We start from the raw sequence: 26,207 nt of genomic DNA on the forward strand, positions 1-26,207 counted from the left end.
TTTACTATTGACTTGACAATAAGTTTGGCATATTTTTAGCTGAGTGACAAGACGAAAGGATACGATAATGAATGATTTATTTAGATCACGCGGCAACGACCCCCATGCACCCGGACGCCCTTGAACAGTATCGATACACGGCAGAACATGCATATGGCAACAGTTCGTCGCTTCATGACACGGGAGATACCGCCCTCCGATTGTTAGAGCAGGCACGGAATAAATTAATGGAATGGCTTGGTGTGACCGAAGGAACAATTGTCTTTACGGGGAGCGGATCTGAAGCCAACTACATCGCTTTAAGTCATCTCCTCCGTCAAACCAATAAGACAACTGTCTTGACACTTAAATCGGAACACGATTCTGTCTTGTTACCCTTGAAACGGTGGCAGCATGACTGGCAGGCAATCGATTTACAAACGACTGGCGAATTCGATTGGGCGTTGTTCGAAAAAGCGTGTACGGAAGAAATCGGCGTCGTTTCAATCCAACACGTCAATTCAGAAACAGGTTTTATCTTTCCGGTTTCTGACATCGCTGCCTTTTGCCGAAAAAAAGGCATTTTGTTTCACTGCGACGGGATTCAAGGTTTTTTGAAAGATCCGGTTGATTTAACGGACGTCGAGGCCTATACCATCAGTAGCCACAAGGTCTATGGACCGAAAGGACTCGGAGCCGTCTATTTGCGACGTCCCCTGTTCAGCCCCTATTATGAGGCGCACCATGAGTTCGGAATTCGTCCCGGAACTGTCGACGTCCCCGGCATCGCTGCTTTCCTGATGGCGTGTCATCGTTATCTTGAGGAAAATCAGCAGATCCAGGCATCGAGCAAAAGATTTCGTGGTATGCTAAAAAAAAGACTTCCAGCTGCTTATTACCAAATCATTGAATCACCTCAGCAACTCAATTCGATTTGTGCCATTCATACGAAACAACGGGATGGTCAATTCGTCCTCCTCGCCCTAAATCGTGCCGGAATTGCCGTCTCGGCGGGAAGTGCTTGTCGTGCAGGTGAGAATGGACCCAACTCGACTTTACGTGCGATTGGTTTTGATGAAGCAGCGGCTCACGGATTGATTCGACTCAGTTTCGGTCGGATGACGACAGCCGAGGAAGTAGAGCGATGTATCGATGTCCTTTGTTCTTTGGAGGAATCAGATGAACTAGAAAGGTAGGAATGGTCATGGGAAGAAGACAGTCCGGAGAAGAACGCCGGCAAGAGTTACTAGAGATGATTCAGCAAAGCGATCGGCCCGTTACAGGTACGAAGTTAGCGAAACAGGCAGGTGTCAGCCGCCAAGTCATCGTACAGGACTTATCATTACTAAAAGCAAAGGGACATCCTGTCGTCGCGACGGCCCGGGGATATTTATTAAATCACCCCGAGCTTGACGGATCCCGCCATATCAAAAAAGTCGTCTGTCGGCATGGTCGTGATCAATTGAAGGCGGAGTGTGATGCCGTCGTTGACGAAGGTGTCATCATCCGCGATGTCATCGTTGAGCATCCCGTCTATGGATTTTTGACCGGGGAATTGATGCTGAAAAGCCGCCGGGATGTCCGAGCATTGATTGAACAACTTGAAGAAACGCAGGCAACGCCTTTATCTACTTTGACGGACGGCGTTCATATTCATACGCTCGAAGCCGATAACGAAGAAGCTTTACAAGCCGCAATCGACGCCCTTGACCGGTTAGGGATTCTTGTTTCAGAGCTCGATGTCTAATTTTGTATACTTCTTGATCTGTAGATCTTGTCATTACAAAAAAGGTCCATCACGTTAAACGGGATGGACCTTTTTTGTGATTGGGATCAGACGGTTGGATCATCCGTCCCTTCTGATGATTCATTTTGCGAGAAAACAGCTGAGACGGTTTGAACACGCCGGTTTTCGACATGCAGGACGGTTAAGGTCACCGGTCCATACACCATCTGAGTCCCCACTTCCGGAATATGACCGACATTTTCCATGATCCATCCTCCAAGTGACTGGGCTTCCGTTTCCGGCATCGCCAAGTCAAATTGATGACAGAAATCTTCAATGTCGTACTCCGCCAGACATTCATAGCGGTTAGGACTGACTTGTTTCGTATATTCGAGTGACTCATCATGTTCATCCCAAATCTCTCCGACCAGTTCCTCGAGAATGTCCTCGAGTGTAATCAAACCGGCTGTACCGCCAAACTCATCCAGTACAACAGCCATATGTGACTGTTTGACTTTTAGTTCCGGCAACAGATCGATGATATGGGTTTGCGGAACAACAAATGAGACCGGACGAATCAATTCACGAATCTCGACACGTCCGTGCTTGACGAATTCCCGTAAAAAGTCACGTTCTGATAAAACGCCGATGATATGATCAATCGAATCTTTATAGACCGGCAATCGCGAGAATCCGCCTTTTTGCACTTCACGTAAAATTTCATCAAAACCGGCATCAATGTCAATCGCTTGAATATTCGTTCGCGGTGTCAGTGCCTCTTCGACCGTGACATTCTTGAAGTCAACCGCCCGGTGCACGATTTCCGCCCCTGCTTCGTCCATGACACCCTCTTCTTCACTGATATCGACCAGAGCCCGTAATTCCTGTTCGGTGACGAGCGGTCCTTTCGGATCAGCCCCGATCAGCAGTAACGCAACCTGTCGCAATTTCAGAAACAAGAAGATGGCCGGCTTAAACAGAAGTAGACAGACATGCAGCGGACCACTAATCCAAAACACATAGGTTTCCGCATGTTCCCGCGCATAGGATTTAGGAATAAGCTCCCCAAATAACAAAATGAGCAGAAACGTCAGGAAGACAATACTGATTCGAACCAATAGATCCGTTGATACCGTCATCGTCAACCATCCACCAATCATCGCTACACCCAAATTGGACAGGGTGTTCCCGATTAAGATGGCTGTCAGCGTTTCCTCATACCGTTGCAACAGACGGAGTGCCTGGGTCGCATGGCGGCTTCCTTCTTCCGACTGATGCAAAATCCGTAACCGATTCGCGCTCGACAACGCGGTTTCGGACGATGAGAAAAATGCCGAGACGACAAGCAAGACGAAAAACCAGATGATCTGAATCGCGGGAAGTGGGTCCACGATGCTCTCACACTCCATTTCTCAAATGAACTTGTTTTTTCTTAGAACGAAGACTCGATGAATTCGAATTCGAAGTCGCGGATTCGAACGACGTCGCCGTCAATCGCACCCATCTTACGAAGTTCTTCGTCGACACCCATTTGACGCAACGTCCGGGCAAAGCGTTTGATTGACTCTTCACGCATGAAGTTTGTCATCGTGAACAGCTTCTCGATCCGTGGCCCTTTGATGACGAAGCAATCATCTTCATCTTTCGAAACCGTAAATCCGGCTTCCGGTGCTTCATATCCGTAAACGACACGTGGTGTCGCTGTTTTTTCTTCCAGTTCTTCGAGACCGAATTCAGGCGTCGCGTCAACAAGATCAGCAATACGGAATAAGAGGTCACGTAATCCTTGACGTGTTGCTGCCGAGATGGCAAACACTTCAAGACCCGGGAACGCTTCTTTGAACGCTTCGAGATTCGCTTCCGCATCCGGCATATCCATTTTGTTTGCGACAACGACTTGTGGTCGTTCTGTCAGACGAAGGTTGTAGTCCGCAAGCTCTTTATTGATGATATTGTAATCTTCAATCGGATCGCGTCCTTCCATACCACTCATATCGATGACATGAACAATGACTTTTGTCCGCTCGACGTGACGGAGGAACTGGTGACCAAGACCCACACCTTCGCTTGCGCCTTCAATCAGACCCGGTAAATCGGCCATAACGAAGCTGCGGCTGTCTTCCGTTTCGACGACACCGATGTTCGGTGTAATCGTCGTGAAGTGATACGCCCCAATTTTCGGACGCGCTGCTGAGACGATTGACAGCATCGTTGATTTCCCGACACTCGGGAAGCCGACGAGTCCGACATCTGCGAGCATTTTCAGTTCGAGTTTCAAGTACTTCTCTTCACCCGGTTCACCATTCTCCGCGTGTTCCGGAGCTGGGTTTGCCGGTGTTGCGAAACGTGAGTTCCCGCGTCCGCCGCGTCCACCTTTAGCAACGATTGCCTGTTGTCCGTGATGGACAAGGTCAGCGATGACTGCATCCGTGTCATCATCATAGACGACAGTGCCGGGTGGAACTTTGACGACGAGGTGCTCGGCTTTACGTCCGTGCATCCCTTTCGACATTCCGTTTTCACCTTGAACGGCTTTAAAGTGACGTTTGTAACGGAAGTCCATCAACGTCCGGAGTCCTTCATCCACTTCGAGAACGACGTGAGCACCATGTCCACCATCTCCTCCGGCTGGACCGCCGTCTGGAACATATTTCTCGCGACGGAACGCCACTTGCCCGCGTCCTCCATCTCCTGCTTTTACATAAATATTTACCTGATCGACAAACATGTCAGATCCCTCCTATTACTTTTCTTCCTCTGCGGGAAGACTTTCGATTTCAATCACACACTCATACTCCGTCTGTGACTCGATCTCCATCGGCGTCACTAGATCTTTAAGGCGCGACATATCTAGTAGATCCCGATAGATCTCGATGGTCACGCCCTCATGGAAGGTCACGGATACTTCTCCATTCCCCACTTCTATCATGTCAAGCGCAGCTTCAAGAATAGACGCTACACGTGCATCCTCGATCTGCTTTGGTGTTTCGATTACATCATATTCGACAGTTAGGCCTGTCCAATCTGCTTGTTGCAGTGCGAGTGCCGTTTTCGGTAGTCCGATCAGGGAAAGTCGTCCTTCTCGTGACGCTTGTTCCCGATACATGGAACAAATCGATTCAACAGCCGCCTCGTCACCCATCGCGCTATATGAACGAACAAGTTGTAATCGATTCAACCATTCGTGACGAAGTGACTTCAAAAGATCCAGTACCTGCTCATCCTTCATCAGTCCGTTCCCTCCTAAAAAAAACAGACCCTAACCCCTGAAAGTGGCTAGAGTCTGCTTCATCGATCACTTATGCTGGGTAAACGCTGACTTGTTTTTTGTCGCGTCCGAGACGTTCGAAACGAACGACACCAGTTGCAGTTGCGAAAAGTGTATCATCGCCACCACGTCCGACGTTCATACCTGGGTGAATCTTCGTACCGCGTTGGCGGTAGAGGATTGAACCAGCAGAAACAGTTTGACCGTCTGCACGTTTCGCCCCAAGGCGTTTCGATTGCGAGTCACGACCGTTCTTTGTCGAACCTACCCCTTTTTTCGATGCGAAGAACTGAAGATTAAGTTTCAACATGTGGAATCCACCTCCTATATTTGTTCAAGTTGGATAAACTCACCGTAACTTTCAGCGATGGTTCCAAGCTGGACCAACATCGCTTCCAGTAACAATTGGGTGCGTTCACTGACATCCGGTGCTAAGTCAGCATACGGTTCTACATAAAAGTAGCCACCTTCTTGTTGTTCTGCCATTTCAAGGAGCAGGACCTGCCCGAGCAGTGATTCGATGGCATTGTATGCCCCGAAGATCACACTTGATGTGCCGGCACAGACTAAATCCAAACCAGGCTCAGCGAACTCGGCATGTCCTGTCACTTCGATGGAACGGATTAACTCCGCTTCATCTCGTCGAATCTTGACACGTATCATGGCTTACGCTTCGATTTTCTCGATGCGGACCTTCGTGTAAGGTTGACGGTGACCTTGCTTACGACGGTAGTTCTTTTTAGCTTTCATTTTGAAGACTGTGATCTTTTTCGCGCGAGCGTGTTTGATGACCGTTGCTACGACCTTCGCACCTTCTACGAGTGGAGCGCCGACTTTAACATCGTCACCACCAAGGATCAAGACTTCGCCGAATTCTACTGTGCTGTCGACGTCTGCGTTTAATTTCTCAACGTAGATCTCTTGGCCAGCTTCGACTTTAACTTGTTTACCACCAGTTTTAATAATTGCGTACATTACGTGCACCTCCTCTTAGGAACTCAGACTCGCCATCACGGGCAGCGGATGCTTTAAAGACCCGGTCTGTGCGGTTGTAGTCATTTGGGTGCTTCCAAACGAACTAACGTTATTCAGAATACCAAATGAAGTTGACTATTGTCAATAACGTTCTGCCGGATTCTCAATGTCTTTTGACAAAATCGTCACAGTCGGCTTTCGTACCGGTAAACAGAATGCCCGGTTCACCTTCTATCAGAAGTAATTCAAGAGGACTTTCGGCGAGAAGCAACGGACTGAGCAGAGCGAGCGGAGCGCGAACGACCGCTGCTTCCGCGTGTGTCGCGAGTTCCATCAACCGTGGCTCGAGTTGACGGTGGATGGCGACCCGGGACAACTGACCATGATCCCGTGACCGTTCGAACAAGGACTTCCCGTGTCGCTGACGTGTCAGTTCACATAAACCCATTTTCGTAAAACCGTATACTTCGATCTGTTTCGATTCGTGCGCTGCCCGTTCCTTCAACAGTTGTGTCACCCGTGTCTGTCCTTTACTGGATCCCCTCAAAAAATCGACGGCAATCATCCCGCTGATATTTCGCAGACGGAGCTGACGCATGATTTCAATCGCTGCTGCTTCATTGATTTGATCAAACGTCCGTTTTTGTTCCTTGACGGAAACCGTCTTGCCGCTGTTGACATCAACCACGGTCATCGTTTCGACTTCTTCAATCAGCAGGTAAGCCCCGCCGTCGAGCCACACGACCCGGTCCAGTGCCTTCTCAATCGTCCGGTCCACCTGTTCCATAATCGGCAGGCGGCCTTTGATGACGGGACGTTCGACCTGAAACCCCATCTGCTCCAGGCGCTCTTTCTCCATTCTGTTCGTGACGAGTGCCTCTGTGACATGACTCAACCGCTTCGCCTCTTGAATGATCAACGGCTCATCCTGTTCAAGTGTCGTCTGCTGTAACATATGTTGATGACGTGCACGCAGTTGCTTCAATTCCGCCATCAATACCTCGACTTCGGCTTGCGCCGCTTCTGTCCGGTATAAAATCCCTTCCTCTTCCGCCACCGGAATCACTTTAGCCAGTTGCTGTTGGACGACCAAATCCAGCTTCCGGCTGAAACGCACACGGCGTCCGTACGGGAAATAGACGAGGAATCGTCCGCCATACGTGATGTTTTGTGTCACTTTATGCTGTTTCGGGGCTGCCCCTTCTTTTACGACCTGTACGAGTACGGTCTGACCGACTTGAACAGCTTGCCCGATCGTCGGAACTTCCGGATAACGGCGTAACGTCTCCAGCGTTTCATTGATCGGTAAATAAAGCGGCGTCCCGTCCGTCGCAATCAAAAATGCCGCTTCAAGCGTCGGGTGCAGGCGGTCAACTTTCGCATGCAACAAGGTACCGACCCGAAGTTCATCCCGCATCCGTTCGTGGTATTCAACGACCCGCCCCCCTTCGACCAACGCTACCCGTTCCAGGGACGGAGTCTGTTCACTAATCCATTTCATCTTCATTCCTCCATGAAAAATAGACTAGAAGCATAAAACCCTTCTAGTCTATTTTTCCCCATCTTATTTCATGCCAAGCATTTTTTTCAGTTTCACGAAAAATCCTTTTTGCGGCTGTTCCATGATGTCGAGTAACGGAACCGATTCGCCGAGAATCCGTCGTGTGATGTTCCGGTAGCCGAGACCAGCCCGGTTATCCGGATTCATCGTTACCGGTACGCCCCGGTGAGACGCCGCGATGACTTCTTCGTCATCGACGATCAAACCAAGCAGATCGATCGACAAGATACGCATGATTTCGTCGATGTCGAGCATATCTCCAGCCGCCATCATATGCGAGCGGACACGGTTAACGACGAGCTTCGGCACGATTTGACGCTCCGAACGCTCCAGCATCCCGATGATCCGGTCTGCATCCTGAACCGCAGCTTTTTCCGGTGTCGTGACAATAATGGCTTCGTCTGCACCGGCAATCGCATTCATGAATCCTTGCTCGATTCCTGCCGGGCAGTCAATCAAAACAAAGTCATACTCTAATTTTAATGAGTCAATGATGCCTTTTACCTGTTCCGGTGTGACGGATGATTTATCCTTAGACTGAGCAGCAGGTAACAGATACATCTCTTCAAAACGTTTATCACGGACGAGGGCTTGATGCAGTTTACATTGTCCGGTCACGACGTCAACGATATTATAGATACTCCGGTTGTCGAGGCCAAGTACGATATCCAGATTCCGAAGACCGATATCTGTATCGACGAGACAAACCGAATTCCCCATCAGCGCAAGTGCTGTCCCGATGTTTGCAGTTGTCGTCGTCTTACCGACTCCACCTTTACCAGATGTGACGACGATGGCACGTCCCACATGCGTTTTCGCATCTTTATGTACCTGTTCTTTCACTTGTTCCATATCTGTCACCCTCTTTCACTATCAATCGCAAATTGATCCATCCGCGCAAGCGGAACGGTTTGAAGACGAGAAAATTCGACTCCTGTTTCCCCTACAAAAGCACAACCCATTTCTAACGCCTTGATCGGCGCATCATCCGGATCTTCATGTACGAAGTCGGAAATCGAAATCCATTTTGGCTGCAGGATACTTGCCGCAATGACAGCCTGCTCGTTCCCGCCTTTTCCTGCATGAACCGTTCCCCGTAACGCCCCCAGGCAATAAATACTGCCGGTTGCGTGAACGACGGCTCCCGGATTGATGTCGCCAATGACGACGATCGATCCTTCAACATCTACGACATGCCCACTGCGGGCCGTGCCGCCAAAGTAATGAAACGTTCGGTCCCCGTAAAGAGCTTTTGCTTCATCCTTCGTCAGACACTCGCTGTCGTACCCATTAAACGAAAATGAATCATGACGCGCAACGATGGATTCGACAGCCGTCACAACGCCTTCGTCGACGTAACGGCGACCGAAGAAGAAAGTAATCGGAACGGCGCGTCCGTTCTCGACGGATTTGTCGGCAAGCGTCAATTCTAAATCGTCAAGAAATTCATCCACACTGCACCTTTCATTTACATAGACGGCGAGGCCACCACGATGGCCCTTCATCGTTACATAACGCTTACGCTCAATCATGACTCATCCTCTTTTCTCATCAAATGTGGATTGCACCAGTCGCGTCATCGGATAATACAGCACGATGATCCCAATCAACTGAGCAATGAGACTCCTTGGAATGATTTGTGTCGCGAGTTCCTTGAAGGGAACACCGACTCCTACGACCGAAGCCGTGAAGAAATAAATATCCAGTTCAAACAAAATAGCGCTGAACGTAAAGGTGACGATAATCGTTAATACGTTCTCCTTTACATATTTTAGCACGAAGCTACTAAAAAGCGGAATGGCAGATAGCGCAAATAAATAAATTCCGATGATATCCGAATAGACGAAATCATATAACAGACCGAACAGCAGTCCAAAACCAAGCGCTTGCTCAATTTTTCCATAACGCCCTAAAAACATCAACGCGATCAACGTAACATGAATGACGTAAGGAGAGCCGTCTCCAAGCGGACCTGCGAACAACGTTCCTTCCAAGATAAAAAGAAGGAACACGGCGAAAAACAACTTGATGTTATTCACTAGTGTCCCCTCCCTTGTCGGTCTCAGCGAAAGGTTCCTTCGCTTCGCGTTGAATCACGAAAACGTGACCAAACTGTTCGAAGTCTGCTGCCGGTTTGACGTATGCGATTTTCGAAGCACCGTATTGATCCGATTTCACTTGTTCGATCTTTCCGACCACGATACCACTCGGATACTTACCACCGAGTCCGGATGTCGTAACAGTCTGACCTTTTTTCAGTTTGGCGTCGTTCGGAATCTTCGTGAATTTCAAGAGATTCGTCTCTTCATCAAATCCTTCGATCGTACCGAAGACACTTTTTCCTTTCGTATCGTCCGCAACTGCTGAGACATTGTTCGTCCGGCTCGTATCTGATAACAATTGAACGAGTGATGTGTAGGCACTTGTCTGAATGACACGGCCAATTAAACCATCTGCTGTCACGACGGCCATATTGGCTTTGACACCTTGTTCTTTTCCGATATTGACCGTGACGAAGCGTTGCCATTCGGATGACGTTCGACCGATCATTTCTGCCGGCAATAACGTATAATCCCGAATCGATCCTTTTAGCTTCAACATGTCTTTTAATTCATTGTTCTCACGTTCCAAATCGCGGACTTTGACGGAATTTCCGGCATAGTCGCCCAGTCGTGATTTTAAATACTCATTTTCCTTATACACATCGCGCACTTCTTTAACCGAAGTGACCGTATCATCAATCCAGCCAATCGGTGTCGCAAAAAGACGTTGGCCAACCCCGACGGTATCGCGGACAAAACTTTGATACCAGTGGGTCTGGTTACGTCCTTGGAGCGAAATTCCGATTAAAATCACCAAAAGGAGAAAACTAAGGAGTGTGATGAGCAGTTTTCGATTATTTAAAAATCGCTTCATCGCTCATCCCGTCCTTATCTTTTTTGTGAGATGCCTGATTTCGAACGTAACACATTCATCATCTCCAATGATTTACCTGTACCGATTGCGACACAATCAAGCGCGTTTTCCGCAACGAGTGTCAAGATGCGTGTTTCATCTTCAATCACGGCATCCAAGTTTTTCAGAAGGGCGCCGCCGCCTGTCAAGACAATTCCGCGGTCCATGACGTCTGCTGATAATTCCGGCGGTGTTTGTTCAAGCGTGTGTTTGACACCGGCTAAAATTGCATCGACCGTATCTGATAACGCATCACAAATTTCTGCGCTTGTGACTTCGATTTGTTTCGGAAGTCCCGTCACGAGATCACGTCCACGAATTTCCATCGTCTCGTTTTCCGACTCTTCATCAATCCGGGCATAACCGATTGTCATTTTCAACGTTTCAGCCGTCCGTTCACCGATCATCAGGTTGTATTTCGATTTGATGTAACGAATGATTGACTCGTCCATCTCGTCTCCACCGACACGAATCGATTGGCTTGTCACGATACCGCCAAGTGAAATGACCGCGACTTCCGTCGTTCCGCCACCGATATCGACGACCATTGATCCTGTTGGTTCAGAAACCGGGAGACCTGCTCCGATTGCTGCTGCAAACGGTTCTTCAATCGTATAGGCTTCACGTGCACCAGCAAGTTTCGCCGCGTCTTCGACCGCACGTTTTTCAACGGACGTAATCCCGCTCGGTACACAAATCATGACGTTTGTTTTAGAAGAAAATAATCCTTTTTTCTTTGTTGCTTGATCCATGAAGTATTTGATCATCGTAGCCGTTGTTTCATAATCGGCGATAACCCCATCTTTCATCGGGCGTCGTGCCGTCACGTTTCCCGGTGTCCGTCCAATCATGTTTTTTGCTGCGTTACCTACTGCTTCAATCTTGCCTGTATCGGTACGGAATGCGACGACAGAAGGTTCGCGCACGACGATTCCTTGCCCCTTCACATAAACGAGCGTATTTGCCGTACCTAAGTCAATGCCGATTTCACGGCTAAATGATCCAAACATTATTCAAAAAACCCCTCTCTGAGAATACACTTCACTAATTATAACGGAAAAGCCTTCCTTGGAAAGCGTTAAAACGTTACAGCTTGTTTACAGTTCAATGGTTGTTACAAAACTAAAAACGCCTGAGGTCAGGAAGCACAGTTCCCCCTCAGACGTTATTCTTACATAAATCCCCGCTGTTTCATACTAATAAATTGTCCATGCCCGATGACGAGGTGATCGATGCAACTGATTCCGATCAATCTGCCCGCTTCGACCATTCGTTCCGAGACTTCGATATCTTCCCGGCTCGGCGTCGGATCGCCGGACGGATGATTATGGACAGCAATGAAGCTTGCCGCCGAACAACGGATGGCCTCCCGAAATATGTCGCGCGGGTGAACAATCGATGTATTGAGCCCTCCGATAAACAGCGTCTTCTTCGAGATGACCTCATTTTTTGTATTCAAGTACAGGCAGATGAAGTGTTCCTGCTGATAGAGCCGCATCTCTTCCATCAATAATTCGGCGGCATCATCGGGTGAGCGGACGACCGGACGGACCCATTTCGGTTCCGTGACAAGCCGCCGCCCGAGTTCAAGTCCCGCCATGATTTGAAGCGCCTTTGCTTTGCCGACGCCCGGTGCCTTTTCCAGTCCCCCGACACCTGCCGCTTCCAGTTCAATTAGCGACGGATAAATGTCGAGTAAATCTTCAGCAATTTCAAGCGGGCTTCGGTTCCGTGTCCCGCTGCGGACGAGACATGCCAATAACTCCACCGTCGTCGCCTGTGCCAAACCCTTTAACTGAATCATATCCTTTGGCCATTCAATCACTTCATCCGACCTTTCTGTTCATGAAATTACGCGAACATCGGCTTGATTCCAAATGTTTCGAGACGACGGCTGATTGGATTGATCGGTAAACCGACGACATTATAATAGTCGCCGTCAATCGCTTCGACGAATAGACCACCTTTTCCCTGAATCCCGTATCCGCCTGCCTTGTCATACGGTTCCTCTGTCGCAACATAAGCCAGCATCCAGCTTTCCGGGATATCGCAGAATCGGACCTTCGTCGTGATCGTAAAAGTCTCCTCCCGCTCGTCCGTTAATATCGTCACGCCGGTCACGACTTCATGTGTCCGTCCGGATAACCGTCGTAACATCTCGAGAGCAGCCGTTTGATCGACCGGTTTTTCAAGAATGTGCCGATCCAGGGCGACAACCGTATCTGCTGCCAGGACGATTTCACCGGACTTCGCCACGGTCCGGGCTTTTTTCCGTGATAAATACATCACGTACTCGTCAGCTGACATCGGATACGGGGCTTCCTCCAACACATCGGCCGGTCGTATCACATGGGGCACACCGATCTGCCGTAACAGTTCGGTCCGTCTCGGAGAGGCCGAAGCCAGAATCAATGAGTGTTGCGTTATCATCAGTATCACGCTCTTTTCCTTCTTTTTCGACCAGTCTTACTGGAATCAACTTTCAGTATAACGAAAAACAAGTGCCGCTCCGAGTCAGAGCAACACCTGCTTTGGGGTTAATTACCTGTAACATCGACAAACGGATCCGATTTCGGAGTCGTCTCCTGAAGCGGCGTCTGTTTATCCGGTATCAACTTGGTTAAATCCGGACGGTAGTAACTCTCGATTTCCACTGTAAAGGACATCATTTCGTCTTCAAGGACAATCGTCTGGCTCCCTGGACCCGGTTCATCCGGACCGGTCAACTGGATTTGGCGTAAAATCGTAATCCGGTCCGTCCGTTCGATTTGTTTAAGAAAAGCCATCAGTTCAAGATAGGACGGGGCTTCGACCGTCAAAGAAGCAGGCAGTGCCGTCGCCGTTGTGGTCGCAACCGGTGTCTCTGCCGTTGCCGCAGCTTCCGTCTCGGATTCCGTCGCCATTGCACCGTCCACGGCAGGCGTTGACTGGACCGGCGATGCAGGAGCTGCTTCCGTTCCGGTTGCGCCAAACGTGATGGCTTGGACTTTCACACCGGCAATTTGACTGGCCGCATTGATCGCATCAATCACATCATCATTCGCCGGTACGACCGGCACCTGTTTTTGGAGGAAGCTAGATTCAGCAACATCGACTTTCTGTTCATTCGCTTTTGCCGCTTCAAGCGCCATCTGTTCCCGTTCAAGCGTTGCTTCGGTTTGCTGTAATTCCTGATACGTCGTGTACGTCGTATAACCGAAGTAGCCGAGCCCCCCGACAATCAAGACAATCGTCAAGGCAAGAAGAATGAGACCGCTGTATCGTTTCAATTTTCTTCCACCTCCTCTACTTCAGTCGAAACCGGTTCGTCCGCTTCTGTGCCGGTCGTCGGTGGTTCCACCGTTTCCGTCGCTTCCGCTCCCGGATCGACCACGGCATCCGTCGTTGCATCTTCCTTCGGCGCATCGGGATCCGCCTGGTTCGTTTCCCCTTTGATGACTTCCGCCGGGACAACCGTCAGACCAAATTGCCCGATATAGCGGGGTTCTTCCGTCTCCGTCTCGTCCGTCGGCGTAATGGTCGTCGTCGGAATCTCTTCGCCGGTCGTCGGATCGATCGTCGTTGATGTGACGACTTCCGCTTCTTCATTCATCGTTTTCGTCGTGACATTCGTTAACGTCACTCCGGTAAAGGCCGTATCCGTCAACAATTGACGGTAAAAACCGTTTAACTCATCGAGCGTCTCAAACTGGGCATTCATCGTCACAAGATGATCGGCTCCATAGGCAAACTGCAGAATATAGCCGCGTTCCGGCAGATACCGCGTAATCCGTTCCAAAGCCGGCACAGCCGGACGTGGTGTCGCTTCCAGTCCGTCGACGGTTTGCTTGAGCTGCGCAACTTCTTGTTTGGCCGACTGAGCGGATTCCGATTGCAACGTCCGGACGATTTGGATCTGATTATTTGCCGTCTCGAGCCGGTCAGCAAATTGATCGGTCTGCCAGTACAGATATCCGCCTGCCACCCCGCCGAGTAGCAGCAGAATCAGCGAGGCAATCAACGGAAACTTTGGTGCGACATCACTGTCCGGCAATAAATTAATCCGGTCTTTATGGACTGTCGCTAAACCGACGAGGGGTAAGTAAGCTTTTGGAATCGGCTGCCCCGCTACATCGAGTACATCCGGAACTTGTTCCAACCGGACGTCAAAGTTCGTTTCGAACCGGCGTACCAGTTCCTCTTGAAACGAAAAATCTCCCGTCAGCATGACACGGCTGATTTCCCGCCCGTCACGCGCTAACGAAAAACGATAGAAATCAAGCACACGTGAAAATTCCAGTAACATCTCTTCCAGGATGAATTCGACGTTGGCATCATCTGATTGATAGCGGTAATGCAACCGGTCCTCGATGACATCGACTTCCCAGGCATTCGCGACAAATGTATCGACCGAACGTATCAGACGCGGGACTTTGTCTTCGATGATGATCAACTGATGATTCGTCGCATTGACGTTCCAAATCAACAGATTGCTGTCGGCTTCGACTTCATACAGCGAATCGAGACCAAAAAATGTCGCCAGTGGTTGCGGTTCCGCTGCCACGAGGCGGATATGTTTTTTCCGGAATAGTTCCATGTATTGTTTTAACGCTTCGTTTGGTGCTGCATACAACATGATTTCCCGTTTACCGTCTTCTTCGAGCAACGTGTAATCAAAATAAGGTTCTTCAAACGGTAAGACGATACTGTGTCCCAGTTCCATGAACAAATAACCGCGAATCTGATTGGTTTCGACGGTCTCCGGAATTTCAAGTTTCCGTGCCAGGACGAGTGATCCGTCAATCGCGAGGACCGCCTGTGAACCGCGGGGCACCTTCAACTTCGCTAGTAAGCTGTCAAAAATCAGATCGAGTGATGCTTCCGGTTGGAGCCATCCACCCTGAAGGGTTCCCGGAGGTAAGGAAACGACACCCCGCCGCTTAATGACCCCCTTTTTGACGACCGCTCCAAAAATCCCGACATCTGTGAAATTAAAGTAGATATATGTACCTCTGCGCCGAGCTTGCGCCATATGTATATTCTTCCTTTCCTAGAGGAACAGATCGAGATAAAGCTTCACCCAATCGTCCGCGAAATAATATGTCAGTAACGTTCCGACAGCAATCGAGGGAACAAACGGAATCGGCTGTTTTCGTTCAACGCGTTTTAAGCCGAGTAAACCCAGTCCGACAATCGATCCGACGAAGGCGGAAACGAACAAGGCGATGACGACGTGTAACGGACCTAAAAAAATCCCGAGCACACCAAACAACTTGACGTCCCCTGCTCCCATCCCTTGTCGTGACGCAAGAAAGATCACGAACAATAGAAAGAATCCGACGAATCCGCCAATAATTGGATTATACCAGTTCTCGAGGGGAGAAAGGTAGCGAACAATCAGACTAATCGGTAAAAAGAATAATAAGATTTTGTTCGGAATCAACATGTAGGCAAGGTCCGACATGACGAGAATACTGAGCAGGCTCGTCAACAAAATCGACATGACGAATTGCATCGACCAACCGAATTGATAAAAGGCATAGGCGTACATAATACCACCAAGCAGTTCAAGTACCGGATACTTGATCGAAATCGGCAACTGACACGTCCGGCATTTCCCACGCAATACCAAATACCCGATGACCGGTGTCAGCTCAAGCGGACCAAGGACATGCCCACAGTTCGGACAATGCGAGCGCGGACGGACAATTGATTCCCCGACCGGGACACGTAAGCCGACGACGTTCGTAAAGGATGTCACGAGCATTCCGATCAGAAAAAAGTAAACGGTAAAGACGACTGTCATCATACAGTTCCCTCCTTAAAAAAGTTCAGAAAAAAACCCCCGAGATGGGGGCTCTCAACTTATTTTTCAACTACTCCAGCACGTTTTAAGTCTTTTGGTGGCGCTGCTGTAAAGTATGTATAATCTGTTGATGCACTTGTTAAAGTAACTGCATACTCATATGAACCATTTTTCTCAGTAACCGTCACAAATGAATCTGCATAATCTGCATCTGAATTTAAAGCATCCTTCATATCATCGATGTATTTTTTCAATGAGTCTGTTCTTGGTGCCTCTTTTGTACCTTTAGCAACTGCATTAGCTGAAATCGGCTTTTTATTTTCGTTCACTCCAACTTTAACCGTTTCCCCAGGCTGAACTGGGTTCGAAGACGTATAAAGTTTCGCTGCTGCTACCAATTGTTTCGCATCGGATACAACGGCATCCTTACGTGAGTTTTCAATCAATCCGCCGATGGCGACGACAGCGATTGCTGCAATGATTCCTAAAATAACGACAACAACGAGTAACTCGATCAATGTCAAGCCGCGCTCGTCACGCATTTGTTTGGCATCGAGCCAAATCTCTTTCAGACGTTCTAACATGTTTATTATTCCTCCCTAGTACTTTTTTACTGTTCCTGACGTATAGGTCATACTATCCAAATTGATACTATTATAGTAGCACCATATTTTTTGTAGAAAATGGATTTTTTCTACATCAGGTAAATGTTTTCGCAGTTGTCAACTTGACTGAATATCGGAATAGATTTTGAACATCGGAACAACGACAGCGATGACAATCACACCGACGATAACCGCGAGTACGACAATCAATAACGGCTCGATGATTGACTTCAAGCGGTCGGTCGTCGTTTCAACTTCCGTTTCGTAAAAATCGGCGACTTCCGTCAACATCGAGTCGAGTCGTCCCGATTCTTCCCCAATCGCAATCATCTGTGTGACAAGAGGTGGAAAATATTTGTTTTTCGCTAACGGCTCGTTCATCGGAATCCCCCGCGACATCGCTTCGTTGGCAGCGGCAATTCCTTTACGGATGACCCGGTTCGTGACGATGCGTTCCGTAATGTCAAGCGATGTAAGAATCGGAACCGATGCATTCAATAAGACAGCCAGTCCACGGGTCATTAACGCAATTTGTGACTTTTGAATCAACGGACCGAACACAGGAATCATCAACAGTAAACGGTCGAAGACAACCCGTTGCCGCTCATTTTTTAAGTTAAAGTACAGTAATCCGAGTAAACCAAACACAATTAAGAGTAAGACCCACCAGTAGGCAACAAAAAAGTCAGAGACGGCGACAACGATCTTCGTGATCAACGGCAACTCACTGCCGAGCTGATCAAAAATCGAGGCGAACGTCGGAACGACGTTCAGCATCAAAAAGACAACAACACCAATGGCAACAATTGAGACGACCGCCGGATAAATCAACGCCGAGATGACTTTCCGTTTGATTTCATACTGTTTTTGGAGCTGGGTCACGATGTTATCGAGCGCTTCTTCTAGGTTTCCGCTTGCCTCACCCGCCATTGCCATACTGACGAAAAAGGTATCAAAGACACGCGGATGTTTTTCAATCGCTTGCGAAAATTGAATCCCGCTTCGCAAGTCATCCTCAACTTCGACCAGCGCCCGTTCCAGCGGCTTTGATTCCGTCTGTTTCCGTAAGATTTCCGTCGCTTTGACAATTGAGACACCGGACCGGACGAGTGTCGCGAACTGCCGGGCATACATGACAAGATGCTCGATTTTCGGTTTGGCAGTCAAAAATGTGATTTCCGTATTTAAGCCTTTGGACTCTTGCTTCTCAAGTAACGTCACGGCAATTTGATCCGTCCGTAAGCGTTCCGCTGCTTCCCGTTTCGTAAGTGCCGTAATTTTTCCTTTTTTACGTTTACCGGTCATCGTACGACCTTCATATTTGAAGACTGTCATTGGTTCACCCCGATATGTAAGGTGTCGCGGCTGATGCTGGAATCAAACCTCGACTCACTAAGTCTTGTAATGCCATCTGCATCGTCTGCATGCCGTATTGCTTCCCTGTCTGTAGGACCGATTGGATCTGATATTCTTTCCCGGTCCGGATTAAGTTTGAGACGGCGGGTGTATCAACCATGATTTCAAGTGCTGCGACACGACCGGTTCCATCCGTTCGTGGCATCAGCCGTTGTGAGACGACACCGGCTAGAACGTTCGCGAGTTGAGCCCGAATCTGGTCTTGTTGCTCGGATGGAAAGACGTCGATGATCCGACTGACCGTCGATGCCGCCGTCGACGTATGGACCGTCGCAAAAACTAAATGACCAGTCTCTGCTGCCGTCACCGCTGTTGAAATTGTTTCAAGATCCCGCATCTCACCTAGCAGGATGACATCTGGATCCTGGCGAAGGGCGGACCGTAAGCCGGTCGCAAAACGCGGGGCATCGATGCCGATTTCCCGCTGGTCGATCAGACTTTTCTGATGACTGTGTAAATATTCGATCGGATCTTCGAGCGTGATGATCCGCTTATACATCGTCTGGTTGATTTCATTGATCATCGCTGCCAGTGTCGTCGATTTCCCGGAACCCGTCGGACCGGTCACGAGAATCAAGCCGTGCGGCTTCGTCAGGAAACGTTTTAAGACCGGCGGCAATGACAATTGATCGAGTGTCGGTACTTCAGTCGGAATCGTCCGAAAGGCCATCGACAACGCCCCGCGTTGATAAAAACAATTGACGCGGTAGCGTGCCACTCCTGTCACACCAAATGAAAAATCAATATCCCGGTCCTGTTTTAACTGTAAAAACATTTCCTCGGTAATAAGGGAGCGGACGAACCCTTCGATTATGACCGGTTTCATCTTTTCTGTACCGAATGGTGTCAAGGTGCCGTTGATGCGAAAGACCGGCGGTGAACCGGCCGTCAGGTGGACATCGGATGCTTCTTTTTCTTTCGACGATCGTAAGATATCTTCAATTTGGGCGCGCTCCATCGTACTCATTCGGAAATCACCGTCCGTAGAATTTCTTCCGTCGTCGTGATACCTTGCGCGACTTTGGCTAAACCGTCCGCCAACAATAACCGTTGTCCTTGTGATTTGACATACATCGTGATTTCACTCTCCGTTGATTGATTCATAATCATCCGTCGTAAGCTCTCATCCACCACGACGACTTCCTGTATCGCCAGACGTCCACGATAACCTGTCATATTACAAGAGGAACAGCCTCGTCCACGCATGACGGTCGTCGCTGTGATACCTTCTTGCGCAAACAACTCTTCTTCGCGCTTCGATAACGGCTGAACTTCCCCGCAGTCACGGCAAACCCGCCGGACAAGCCGCTGGGCGATCAGTCCGGTGACCGAAGCGGCCACAAGGAACGGCTCAACTCCCATATCAATCAATCGGGTAATCGAGCTGACGGCTGAATTCGTGTGTAACGTCGACAGGACGAGGTGACCGGTTAATGAAGCCCGGATCGAAATCTCGGCTGTCTCGATGTCACGAATTTCCCCGACCATGACGACGTTTGGATCCTGCCTGAGAATCGAGCGGAGTCCGCTGGCAAACGTCAGACCGATTTTCGAGTTGACCTGGACCTGATTGATGCCGTCCACTTGGTATTCGACCGGGTCTTCAACCGTAATGATATTACGTGTTTCATCATTTAATTCATTTAAAGCCGCATACAAGGTCGATGACTTTCCTGATCCGGTTGGTCCCGTGATTAAGATAATTCCGTTTGGCCGTTTGAGCATCTCACGAAATTGTTGTTCGTTCCGTTCACTGAATCCGATTTTTGCGATCGAGATGTTCGAGTTCGAACTGTCGAGAATCCGAATGACGACTTTTTCGCCGTAGACGGTTGGTAATGTCGAGACCCGGAAATCATAGGCAACCCCATTATGTAGAAATTTAATGCGTCCATCCTGTGGTAAGCGAGTTTCCGTAATATCCAGTTCACTCATGACTTTGATCCGGGTCGTTAAAATATTTTGAATCTGTTTCGGATAATTGTTTTCTGTACGTAATTCACCATCAATCCGGATCCGGATCGAAAGTGACGTTTCTTGTGGATCCATATGAATATCGGATGCCCGCTGGGAAATTCCGTTCTCGAGTATTTGATTGACCAGACGGATGATTGGAGCATCTTCACGTGTAACCGTATCACGTGATGTATCCGAAATCGTCATCTCGTCTGACTCGAGTAGTTCTCGCAGTGACGAATCGATATCGTAATACTTTAAAATTGTCCGTCGGATTTCATCGCGTGTCGCAAGGCCTACCTCAATCATTAATCCTGTTTGAAGTCGCAAGTCATCAATCGCAATTAGGTCCATCGGGTCTGCCATCGCGATGAACAGCCGATTCCCCTCGCGGTAAACCGGTACAAGCGTATGTCGTTGTGCCAGTTCCTTTGAAATCAATTTCGTTACCGCCACATCGACCGGATAATTATACAGTTGAATGACAGGAATTTTTAATTGATGATGTAATGCTTCAATCAACTGTTGTTCCGTCAAGTGACCAAGTCGTAATAACGTATCCCCCAGTTTTTCAGATGTCCGTTTGACGGATAGCGCCTCTTCAATTTGCGCTTCCGTCACCACACTCTCTTCTAACAGCATTTCACCTAGTCGTTTTCGTTTCATTGCCATTTACGTTGTCATCCTTCCGCGTGCCATGTTTCTTCCTCGTCCAGTGGTGTCAGTTTCTGCTTTCTTTCATCCACGACACTCGTGATTGCCGTCACAACGAGAATCGATACAACGTAACCGGCAATTACGAAAGGATTCGAAATCCAGTCAAACTTGACGATTAAATAGAGGGAAGTGACCAGGACGAGCGCCGTCAAGGACAGAATCACTTTTGCTGCCGTAGTCGTGACAAAAGGGATTTGAATCGCAAACATCAAACCACAAATGATGGTCGCTAGACCGATGATGATACCAAGTTCAATTGCTAAGTCCGTCCAGTTCATATTCATCCTCTTTTCTTTTTGGCAAGATCAGCCAACAGCGCCTTCCGTCGAATCATCTTCGACCGGAGATGCCGGGTCTCCTGTCGTTGGCGTATCCGGAGTGTCCGGTACCGTCGGTTGATCCGGTGTTACAGGTTCTTCTGGTGTCGTCGTTCCGTCTGTTGTTCCATCCGTTGAGTCAGTTGTTGAGTTATCTGTCGAGTCATTGGTTGTTTCATCATTCGTCGTCTCGTCCGTCGAGTCGGTTGACGGTTCTTCTGCCGGTGGTGTGACGACAGGCGGTAACTCTTCTTGACTGCTCTTCGTCACAATGGCTGGTGTCGCCGCATAAAAATCAAGGGCCAGTAGTCGTTTGACTTCTCCTTGATTGGATTTCGTGACACGATACAATTCAATCGACTTTCCTTCAATCCCCGACTGCGTATCACTGCTTGTTCCTGCAGACAGCGTCGCAGAATACCGTGTAATCGTCCGGTACGGAATTGTTTTTTCCGCTTCGAGTACGGCCGTGACCGTTTCTTTGAACGGTGTCCCGCGTAATTCCAGCGTGACATCACTCCCGTTCTTCGTCGCGACGACTTGGTAATTAACCGCTTGAGTGTTTCGAACGGCAAAATCAGTTTTCTCATCAATCTTGACATCATAACCAAGTGTGATGTCGTCCGGTAATTCCTTATGCGGCATCCGTTCGACAATCTCAAATGGTGTTTTCGCAAATAGTTCATACAATTTACTGCCAATAAAGGAGGCAGCCACTGGATCCATGCCGTACGTCTTAACATTCATCAATTGGCCGGCTTTGATGTCGACTTGAGCCATTCCGTCAATCATCTGTTCTTCTGCTGCAGAACGTGTCGTAAACGTGACACTCGAGACGACTTCTCCTGCCGGATCAATCGCTGCTGCTGTTTCAGCCGGGTCAAAGTTTCCTTCTTCCAGCTTTTTACTTGTTTTAATCAACCAGGTGTTAAACGTCTTCACCTGTTCTTCTGTATATGTAATCGGTTGTGAGGCAAGATAGGCTTCCATTGCAGTTTGATTGACAGTTACCTTTAAAGATCCGCCTTTTTTCAAAGAAGCTTGTTTGATGGATTCTTCGACCTTAAATGTCACCAGTTCGGTCGGAATCGGTAATGTCTCTTCTCCTGTTCCAACGGTCAATGGTGTTTTTTTAGACCAGGACGTGACGGCTTCCTGCACTTTCGGTTTTGCTTCTTTTCGTGTCAGTCCGCTGACTGGAACGGAACCGATTCGGGCGGTATCAGAAAAGTTTTCGATGACTGTTGCTTTGCCTGTAAAAGAAATCAAGGCAAATGAAGGAACATAGATTAGAGCAATTAACGCGACTAACAGCAACGTATGGACAGCAAAACGTTTGAAATTTATCATCATCTGTTTCCTTTCCGTATGAAATAACCATTTCAGGTGTCTAGTATTTCCATTATAATGAATATTATGATGAAACATAAGTCCTACCTGACAAATACTTTCTCTACGTGTGAATACATACCTTTTTTTAATTTTCAGTCCAGAAATCCTATTGATTTAGACATGAGGTGAATCCGTGCCAAACAAGCAAGCTGGTTTTTCATTAATTGAAGTATTAGTCAGTATTACGATTTTATCGATTATTTCTGTATCGTTAATCAGTATCTTTTCCCAGTCCCTCGCAGCGTCAAGGGACAGTACCGAATTGACGTTTGCCAATTATTTAGCAAAGAATGCCGCCTCCTATATCGAGCGGGAAGCTATCGAGACAGAATCCGGTCCCTTTGTTTTTGAAGATTTGAAGGAACAAGCACAACAAACGATTTATCAGAATGGTTCTTTTGAAATACCGACGCCGAACACGCCGTCATGTGGTGTATCGGCTATTTGTGACTCAATCTTCAACGATGCTGAAATAAATAATCTACCGTTTGATGTAAAGTTCAGTGTCACGCCCCGTAAGATTAACGGTGAAAACGATCCAAATCTGCTTGATTTGTATATTTATGTCTATCCGGATGGACAACCGGAGCCGATTACGTCTTTGAAAGGATCGATCACCAATGCGACGCTTAATCAAAGTTTTCCCTCAACGAAATGATGGCTTTTCGCTTGTCGAGTTGCTTGTCGCCATCGTCATCGCTGCTATTTTCAGTGCCGTCATTTTGACAGTATTCATCTCCGGTACAAAAAGTTTTCAAGCGACCGGTATCATCAGTGAATTGCGGAGCGAAGCAGACAGTTCGGTTGGTTTGATATTAAATGAAATCACAGGGTTTGATGCCATTCGAATCGACCAAGCAAACGAACTCGCATTCTACAAAAAAACGTTACCCAGTCTCAGTCAAGCAACCGGCTTACTTGAACGGTCGGCTGGTTTCGTCCCGTATAACGCGAATCAAGAAGATGTGGTCGAGCCCGTTACGTATAGATTCGACGATAAACAGACAGAACAAACGACCTTGATTTATAAGAGTCCGCTCGAAAACATCAATGAGCAGACGAGCATGCAAAAAACGTTTACCCTGTCCCGTCCGGAAACGGTCACGATTACGACAGGTGATTACCCCGGTGTCTATGTGGTCCACGGTATCTTAACGATCACCTTAACGATTCAGTCCGTCGATCAAGAAGAAACACAAACCCTCACAAGCACGATTGGCTTTTAAGAGAGAAAGGATGACCCATGCGAAAATCCGAAGAAGGTTATACTTTATTATTTGTATTAGTAACATTAACGGTGCTATCCGTTTTGGCTGTCGCGACGATTGGCATCAGTCTCCAATCCACACGACTGACAGAAATTCGTGGGACGAATATCGAAGTAGAATCAGCGACACAAAATGAATTGAAACAAGCGATTGCTGCTTTACAACAAATCGTCGCGACGACAGCCGGAACCAGTCCGACGAGTTCGTCGAAGGAGTTATTTAATGACCCGACCAATCAAATCATTTTAAAGCTTGCGACTGCAGCACCGAACGTCAAAGTGACATTAAATGAAGCCGCATCAAATGTCCGCGTCAAAGCCTTCGATTTGACGGCACAGGTTGAAGAAACAAAAGGCGATCAGCCGACGGTCCGGAAAAAGTATGCGCAACGTGTCTATTTGTCCGCTATTCCAAGTTTCTTATATTACATTCTAGGCTCTGATAATCAAGTCATTTTAAACGGTGCCCCGCGGATTCAAGGAAATGTCTTCTCCCGGCAACCGTTACAAGTATCCGCGTCACCAAACTTCATCTACAATGGCGCAACCGGCTCCTACACGGATAAAACAGCCCGTGCCTATATTGATGGTCAAGTCAAAGTCTTCCAGCCAAAGGATCAGCCTTTATTGAGCTGTCGTGACTTCTTATCTTGTGATACGAGTGTATTCGATCCGACCGTCAAGACAGACCTGATCGCAACGAAAGAAGCACTGGTGCCTTTCGATTTTGAATTTGCCTTGAATGATTTTTTAAATATTCCAAGTACAACACCACTTGCGACATTGCCCGGATATTTGCGGGCTCAACCTATCAAACAAGCTGTCTTAACGGGACCTTTTTTGAATGAACTCAGTACAGACAAACAGTTGATTCGTCCGGCACCAACAGAAAACAATACAGTGACAATCACTGATGATATCGTTAAAGCCTCCATGGAACCCCTCATCATTGATGGAAACTTAACCATTTCCTCTTTAAATCCGGTGAATCAACCACTTGAAATCAAACGCCCGATGATTGTTCTCGGTAATCTATTGATTCGAGGAAATGTCAGCTTTGCGACGACGATATTTTCGACGGGCTCGAGTCGACTCGATGATGCAAATATCCAAGGAATCGCCAGTTCGTCGAATCAAAATACGTTGATTCTTCTCAGTAAAGGAAGCCTGACGATTAATCGTGTGAATAAGTTTTCAACACCACAAACAACCAAACCTGATATGAGTGCTTTTTTATACAGTGATGATCCTGCCTTGAATCGAATTTATTCGGTCGGTTCTACGATGAACCTGCAAGGCGGAATCTTTACGAAAGGTATTCTCGAAGTCAATGCCTACCGTGGAACGCTGGATTTACCGGAAAACAGCTTCCCGCAAGATGTAACAGTACTCGAGACCTTGATGAAAGCCAAGCAATCCGCGGACGCTGAAAAATCCCGCCTTCGTCTGACCTATGACGCCAGTGTTCTTCAAAACCCGACGGCAATGCTTCCGCTCAGCCGAGCCGTTCAATTATATGTTGAAACACCTAAACGCCTTCCATGACATACAAAAACACGGCATCCTTTTTATGAGGATGTCGTGTTTTTTGTTACTTAAATGATTCTGCCCCGTAGTTGTTTGCTATTTTTTTAACTTGTTTCGTGTTTGCTGAGGCCCCACTCGTTTTTAACAATTGGTATAAGTCGGTCCGATTTTGTTTAACGGTCTCATAAATCGGTGGATCTGTTCCTTTGTCTGGAACAGCGCCTGCTGCGAGTAGCAACTCCATCGCTTCTTGATTTTGATCGACTGTCGCATAATAAAGCGGTGTATGACCAAATCGATCCAATTGATTCAGCTGACTTTTTGAAGCTTGTTTGACGAGTAAATCATAAGCATCAACAGAACGATTGATACTTGTTGCGACATGCAAAACATTTTGTTTGTTCTTATTTACTTGTTTCATCGAAGCGCCCGCCGCTAACCATTGTTTGACGATATCGGTCGGGGCAAACTGAGCGACATAAAACCAATTTTGTTGATTTTTGGCACTTGTCCGGTCTAACAAAACAAGTGCTTTTTCATACTCAAGCGTTTCTTGAAATTTCCGAATGTATCGGTTTCGTTCTTTTGTTGATAAATCAACCGTCGCTACAGCCTGTTGCAACTTAGTGGCATCACTCACCTTTAGGCTCTCTTCAAACGTTTGTTGATTTCGATAATCAATTAACAGATAGGTCGTTCCTCCAATTCCAACTAAGAACAGGAGAACGACGAGCATGATTTTTTTTCGTGTCACGTCGCTT

At 47.9% G+C, this 26,207-nt stretch carries 29 protein-coding genes and 1 other annotated feature; of the genes, 5 read left to right on the plus strand and 24 right to left on the minus strand.

The features are described from left to right. The first annotated feature begins 71 nt into the window (after positions 1–71). On the plus strand, positions 72–1,175 hold the full coding sequence (locus HNY42_RS12290) for a cysteine desulfurase family protein (protein ID WP_131972433.1): 1,104 nt from the start codon (positions 72–74) through the stop codon (positions 1,173–1,175). 8 nt (positions 1,176–1,183) lie between these two features. Beyond that, positions 1,184–1,726: a transcription repressor NadR gene (locus tag HNY42_RS12295; RefSeq protein ID WP_131502723.1), complete on the plus strand. Its 543-nt coding sequence runs from the start codon at positions 1,184–1,186 to the stop codon at positions 1,724–1,726. An 86-nt stretch (positions 1,727–1,812) separates the two neighbouring features. Here HNY42_RS12295 and HNY42_RS12300 read toward each other — a convergent pair whose 3' ends face one another. From HNY42_RS12300 to HNY42_RS12410, 23 genes are all read right to left on the minus strand, one after another. Further along, a complete protein-coding gene (locus tag HNY42_RS12300) occupies positions 1,813–3,096 on the minus strand; it encodes a hemolysin family protein (protein ID WP_188004556.1) in 1,284 nt (427 codons plus the stop codon). 41 nt (positions 3,097–3,137) lie between these two features. Further along, positions 3,138–4,433 (minus strand): GTPase ObgE, encoded by a 1,296-nt coding sequence (obgE, locus tag HNY42_RS12305; protein ID WP_026827820.1) that lies wholly within the window; start codon positions 4,431–4,433, stop codon positions 3,138–3,140. Between the two features lie 15 nt (positions 4,434–4,448). After that, positions 4,449–4,934, minus strand: coding sequence for a Spo0B domain-containing protein (locus HNY42_RS12310; RefSeq protein ID WP_188004557.1), 486 nt, complete (start codon positions 4,932–4,934; stop codon positions 4,449–4,451). Positions 4,935–5,004: 70 nt separating this feature from the next. After that, positions 5,005–5,283 (minus strand): 50S ribosomal protein L27, encoded by a 279-nt coding sequence (rpmA, locus tag HNY42_RS12315; protein WP_012370976.1) that lies wholly within the window; start codon positions 5,281–5,283, stop codon positions 5,005–5,007. A gap of 14 nt (positions 5,284–5,297) precedes the next feature. Then, positions 5,298–5,636, minus strand: coding sequence for a ribosomal-processing cysteine protease Prp (locus tag HNY42_RS12320; RefSeq protein WP_026827819.1), 339 nt, complete (start codon positions 5,634–5,636; stop codon positions 5,298–5,300). 3 nt (positions 5,637–5,639) lie between these two features. Then, complete coding sequence (gene rplU / locus HNY42_RS12325; RefSeq protein ID WP_012370978.1) at positions 5,640–5,948, minus strand: 50S ribosomal protein L21; 309 nt, start codon at positions 5,946–5,948, stop codon at positions 5,640–5,642. Between the two features lie 15 nt (positions 5,949–5,963). Beyond that, positions 5,964–6,034: a sequence feature (ribosomal protein L21 leader region), on the minus strand. A gap of 77 nt (positions 6,035–6,111) precedes the next feature. Further along, positions 6,112–7,449 (minus strand): ribonuclease E/G, encoded by a 1,338-nt coding sequence (locus HNY42_RS12330; RefSeq protein WP_188004558.1) that lies wholly within the window; start codon positions 7,447–7,449, stop codon positions 6,112–6,114. A 63-nt stretch (positions 7,450–7,512) separates the two neighbouring features. After that, positions 7,513–8,316: a septum site-determining protein MinD gene (gene minD, locus HNY42_RS12335; protein WP_188005451.1), complete on the minus strand. Its 804-nt coding sequence runs from the start codon at positions 8,314–8,316 to the stop codon at positions 7,513–7,515. Positions 8,317–8,366: 50 nt separating this feature from the next. Further along, complete coding sequence (locus tag HNY42_RS12340) at positions 8,367–9,041, minus strand: septum site-determining protein MinC (protein ID WP_131502727.1); 675 nt, start codon at positions 9,039–9,041, stop codon at positions 8,367–8,369. Between the two features lie 3 nt (positions 9,042–9,044). Next, positions 9,045–9,548 carry a rod shape-determining protein MreD gene (gene mreD / locus HNY42_RS12345; RefSeq protein ID WP_012370982.1) on the minus strand — a complete coding sequence of 168 codons (504 nt, stop codon included), beginning with the start codon at positions 9,546–9,548 and terminating at the stop codon, positions 9,045–9,047. After that, positions 9,541–10,425: a rod shape-determining protein MreC gene (gene mreC / locus HNY42_RS12350; protein WP_131502729.1), complete on the minus strand. Its 885-nt coding sequence runs from the start codon at positions 10,423–10,425 to the stop codon at positions 9,541–9,543. The genes mreD and mreC overlap by 8 nt, the downstream gene beginning before the upstream one ends. A gap of 14 nt (positions 10,426–10,439) precedes the next feature. Beyond that, a complete protein-coding gene (locus tag HNY42_RS12355; protein WP_012370984.1) occupies positions 10,440–11,474 on the minus strand; it encodes a rod shape-determining protein in 1,035 nt (344 codons plus the stop codon). A 161-nt stretch (positions 11,475–11,635) separates the two neighbouring features. Beyond that, on the minus strand, positions 11,636–12,268 hold the full coding sequence (gene radC, locus HNY42_RS12360) for a RadC family protein (RefSeq protein WP_188005452.1): 633 nt from the start codon (positions 12,266–12,268) through the stop codon (positions 11,636–11,638). A 47-nt stretch (positions 12,269–12,315) separates the two neighbouring features. Then, positions 12,316–12,894 (minus strand): Maf family protein, encoded by a 579-nt coding sequence (locus HNY42_RS12365; RefSeq protein WP_188005453.1) that lies wholly within the window; start codon positions 12,892–12,894, stop codon positions 12,316–12,318. Positions 12,895–13,001: 107 nt separating this feature from the next. Then, positions 13,002–13,733, minus strand: coding sequence for a hypothetical protein (locus HNY42_RS12370; protein ID WP_131502730.1), 732 nt, complete (start codon positions 13,731–13,733; stop codon positions 13,002–13,004). After that, positions 13,730–15,475, minus strand: a complete 1,746-nt coding sequence (locus tag HNY42_RS12375; protein WP_188004559.1) for a type IV pilus biogenesis protein PilM — start codon at positions 15,473–15,475, stop codon at positions 13,730–13,732. The genes HNY42_RS12370 and HNY42_RS12375 overlap by 4 nt, the downstream gene beginning before the upstream one ends. 18 nt (positions 15,476–15,493) lie before the next feature. Next, positions 15,494–16,252 (minus strand): prepilin peptidase, encoded by a 759-nt coding sequence (locus HNY42_RS12380; RefSeq protein ID WP_188004560.1) that lies wholly within the window; start codon positions 16,250–16,252, stop codon positions 15,494–15,496. A gap of 56 nt (positions 16,253–16,308) precedes the next feature. Further along, entirely contained in the window at positions 16,309–16,833 is a 525-nt protein-coding gene (locus tag HNY42_RS12385) for a prepilin-type N-terminal cleavage/methylation domain-containing protein (protein WP_188004561.1), read from the minus strand. A 138-nt stretch (positions 16,834–16,971) separates the two neighbouring features. Continuing rightward, positions 16,972–18,189 (minus strand): type II secretion system F family protein, encoded by a 1,218-nt coding sequence (locus HNY42_RS12390; protein WP_188004562.1) that lies wholly within the window; start codon positions 18,187–18,189, stop codon positions 16,972–16,974. Between the two features lie 4 nt (positions 18,190–18,193). Next, on the minus strand, positions 18,194–19,237 hold the full coding sequence (locus HNY42_RS12395; RefSeq protein WP_131502735.1) for a type IV pilus twitching motility protein PilT: 1,044 nt from the start codon (positions 19,235–19,237) through the stop codon (positions 18,194–18,196). After that, on the minus strand, positions 19,234–20,898 hold the full coding sequence (locus tag HNY42_RS12400; protein WP_188004563.1) for a GspE/PulE family protein: 1,665 nt from the start codon (positions 20,896–20,898) through the stop codon (positions 19,234–19,236). The genes HNY42_RS12395 and HNY42_RS12400 overlap by 4 nt, the downstream gene beginning before the upstream one ends. An 8-nt stretch (positions 20,899–20,906) precedes the next feature. Further along, positions 20,907–21,221, minus strand: a complete 315-nt coding sequence (locus tag HNY42_RS12405; RefSeq protein WP_131502737.1) for a hypothetical protein — start codon at positions 21,219–21,221, stop codon at positions 20,907–20,909. Between the two features lie 27 nt (positions 21,222–21,248). After that, the gene (locus HNY42_RS12410) at positions 21,249–22,610 is read right to left on the minus strand and encodes a G5 domain-containing protein (RefSeq protein WP_251138590.1); all 1,362 of its coding nucleotides are present in this window, start codon (positions 22,608–22,610) and stop codon (positions 21,249–21,251) included. Between the two features lie 175 nt (positions 22,611–22,785). Between HNY42_RS12410 and HNY42_RS12415 the strand changes: the two genes are divergently transcribed. Genes HNY42_RS12415 through HNY42_RS12425 form a run of 3 tightly spaced genes read left to right on the plus strand, consistent with a single transcriptional unit; the run spans position 22,786 to position 25,464 of the window. Beyond that, positions 22,786–23,310 (plus strand): type IV pilus modification PilV family protein, encoded by a 525-nt coding sequence (locus HNY42_RS12415; RefSeq protein ID WP_131502739.1) that lies wholly within the window; start codon positions 22,786–22,788, stop codon positions 23,308–23,310. Next, positions 23,273–23,878 carry a PulJ/GspJ family protein gene (locus HNY42_RS12420; protein WP_131502740.1) on the plus strand — a complete coding sequence of 202 codons (606 nt, stop codon included), beginning with the start codon at positions 23,273–23,275 and terminating at the stop codon, positions 23,876–23,878. The genes HNY42_RS12415 and HNY42_RS12420 overlap by 38 nt, the downstream gene beginning before the upstream one ends. A 17-nt stretch (positions 23,879–23,895) precedes the next feature. Then, complete coding sequence (locus HNY42_RS12425) at positions 23,896–25,464, plus strand: type II secretion system protein (protein WP_188004565.1); 1,569 nt, start codon at positions 23,896–23,898, stop codon at positions 25,462–25,464. A 46-nt stretch (positions 25,465–25,510) separates the two neighbouring features. Here the strand turns inward: HNY42_RS12425 and HNY42_RS12430 are convergent, their stop codons facing one another. Beyond that, positions 25,511–26,200: an ankyrin repeat domain-containing protein gene (locus tag HNY42_RS12430; protein ID WP_188004566.1), complete on the minus strand. Its 690-nt coding sequence runs from the start codon at positions 26,198–26,200 to the stop codon at positions 25,511–25,513. Positions 26,201–26,207: the final 7 nt, after the last annotated feature.

Source organism: Exiguobacterium sp. Helios, from assembly GCF_014524545.1.
Classification (GTDB): Bacteria; Bacillota; Bacilli; order Exiguobacteriales; family Exiguobacteriaceae; genus Exiguobacterium_A.

Coding starts and splice junctions, on each gene's coding strand:
- HNY42_RS12290 (WP_131972433.1), top strand. CDS start 72: ATGATTTATTTAGATCACGCGGCAACGACCCCCATGCACCCGGACGCC.
- HNY42_RS12295 (WP_131502723.1), top strand. CDS start 1,184: ATGGGAAGAAGACAGTCCGGAGAAGAACGCCGGCAAGAGTTACTAGAG.
- obgE (WP_026827820.1), bottom strand. CDS start 4,433: ATGTTTGTCGATCAGGTAAATATTTATGTAAAAGCAGGAGATGGAGGA.
- HNY42_RS12310 (WP_188004557.1), bottom strand. CDS start 4,934: ATGAAGGATGAGCAGGTACTGGATCTTTTGAAGTCACTTCGTCACGAA.
- rpmA (WP_012370976.1), bottom strand. CDS start 5,283: ATGTTGAAACTTAATCTTCAGTTCTTCGCATCGAAAAAAGGGGTAGGT.
- HNY42_RS12320 (WP_026827819.1), bottom strand. CDS start 5,636: ATGATACGTGTCAAGATTCGACGAGATGAAGCGGAGTTAATCCGTTCC.
- rplU (WP_012370978.1), bottom strand. CDS start 5,948: ATGTACGCAATTATTAAAACTGGTGGTAAACAAGTTAAAGTCGAAGCT.
- HNY42_RS12330 (WP_188004558.1), bottom strand. CDS start 7,449: ATGAAATGGATTAGTGAACAGACTCCGTCCCTGGAACGGGTAGCGTTG.
- HNY42_RS12340 (WP_131502727.1), bottom strand. CDS start 9,041: ATGATTGAGCGTAAGCGTTATGTAACGATGAAGGGCCATCGTGGTGGC.
- mreC (WP_131502729.1), bottom strand. CDS start 10,425: ATGAAGCGATTTTTAAATAATCGAAAACTGCTCATCACACTCCTTAGT.
- HNY42_RS12355 (WP_012370984.1), bottom strand. CDS start 11,474: ATGTTTGGATCATTTAGCCGTGAAATCGGCATTGACTTAGGTACGGCA.
- radC (WP_188005452.1), bottom strand. CDS start 12,268: ATGATTCAGTTAAAGGGTTTGGCACAGGCGACGACGGTGGAGTTATTG.
- HNY42_RS12365 (WP_188005453.1), bottom strand. CDS start 12,894: ATGATAACGCAACACTCATTGATTCTGGCTTCGGCCTCTCCGAGACGG.
- HNY42_RS12375 (WP_188004559.1), bottom strand. CDS start 15,475: ATGGCGCAAGCTCGGCGCAGAGGTACATATATCTACTTTAATTTCACA.
- HNY42_RS12380 (WP_188004560.1), bottom strand. CDS start 16,252: ATGATGACAGTCGTCTTTACCGTTTACTTTTTTCTGATCGGAATGCTC.
- HNY42_RS12385 (WP_188004561.1), bottom strand. CDS start 16,833: ATGTTAGAACGTCTGAAAGAGATTTGGCTCGATGCCAAACAAATGCGT.
- HNY42_RS12390 (WP_188004562.1), bottom strand. CDS start 18,189: ATGACAGTCTTCAAATATGAAGGTCGTACGATGACCGGTAAACGTAAA.
- HNY42_RS12395 (WP_131502735.1), bottom strand. CDS start 19,237: ATGAGTACGATGGAGCGCGCCCAAATTGAAGATATCTTACGATCGTCG.
- HNY42_RS12400 (WP_188004563.1), bottom strand. CDS start 20,898: ATGGCAATGAAACGAAAACGACTAGGTGAAATGCTGTTAGAAGAGAGT.
- HNY42_RS12405 (WP_131502737.1), bottom strand. CDS start 21,221: ATGAACTGGACGGACTTAGCAATTGAACTTGGTATCATCATCGGTCTA.
- HNY42_RS12410 (WP_251138590.1), bottom strand. CDS start 22,610: ATGATAAATTTCAAACGTTTTGCTGTCCATACGTTGCTGTTAGTCGCG.
- HNY42_RS12420 (WP_131502740.1), top strand. CDS start 23,273: ATGCGACGCTTAATCAAAGTTTTCCCTCAACGAAATGATGGCTTTTCG.
- HNY42_RS12425 (WP_188004565.1), top strand. CDS start 23,896: ATGCGAAAATCCGAAGAAGGTTATACTTTATTATTTGTATTAGTAACA.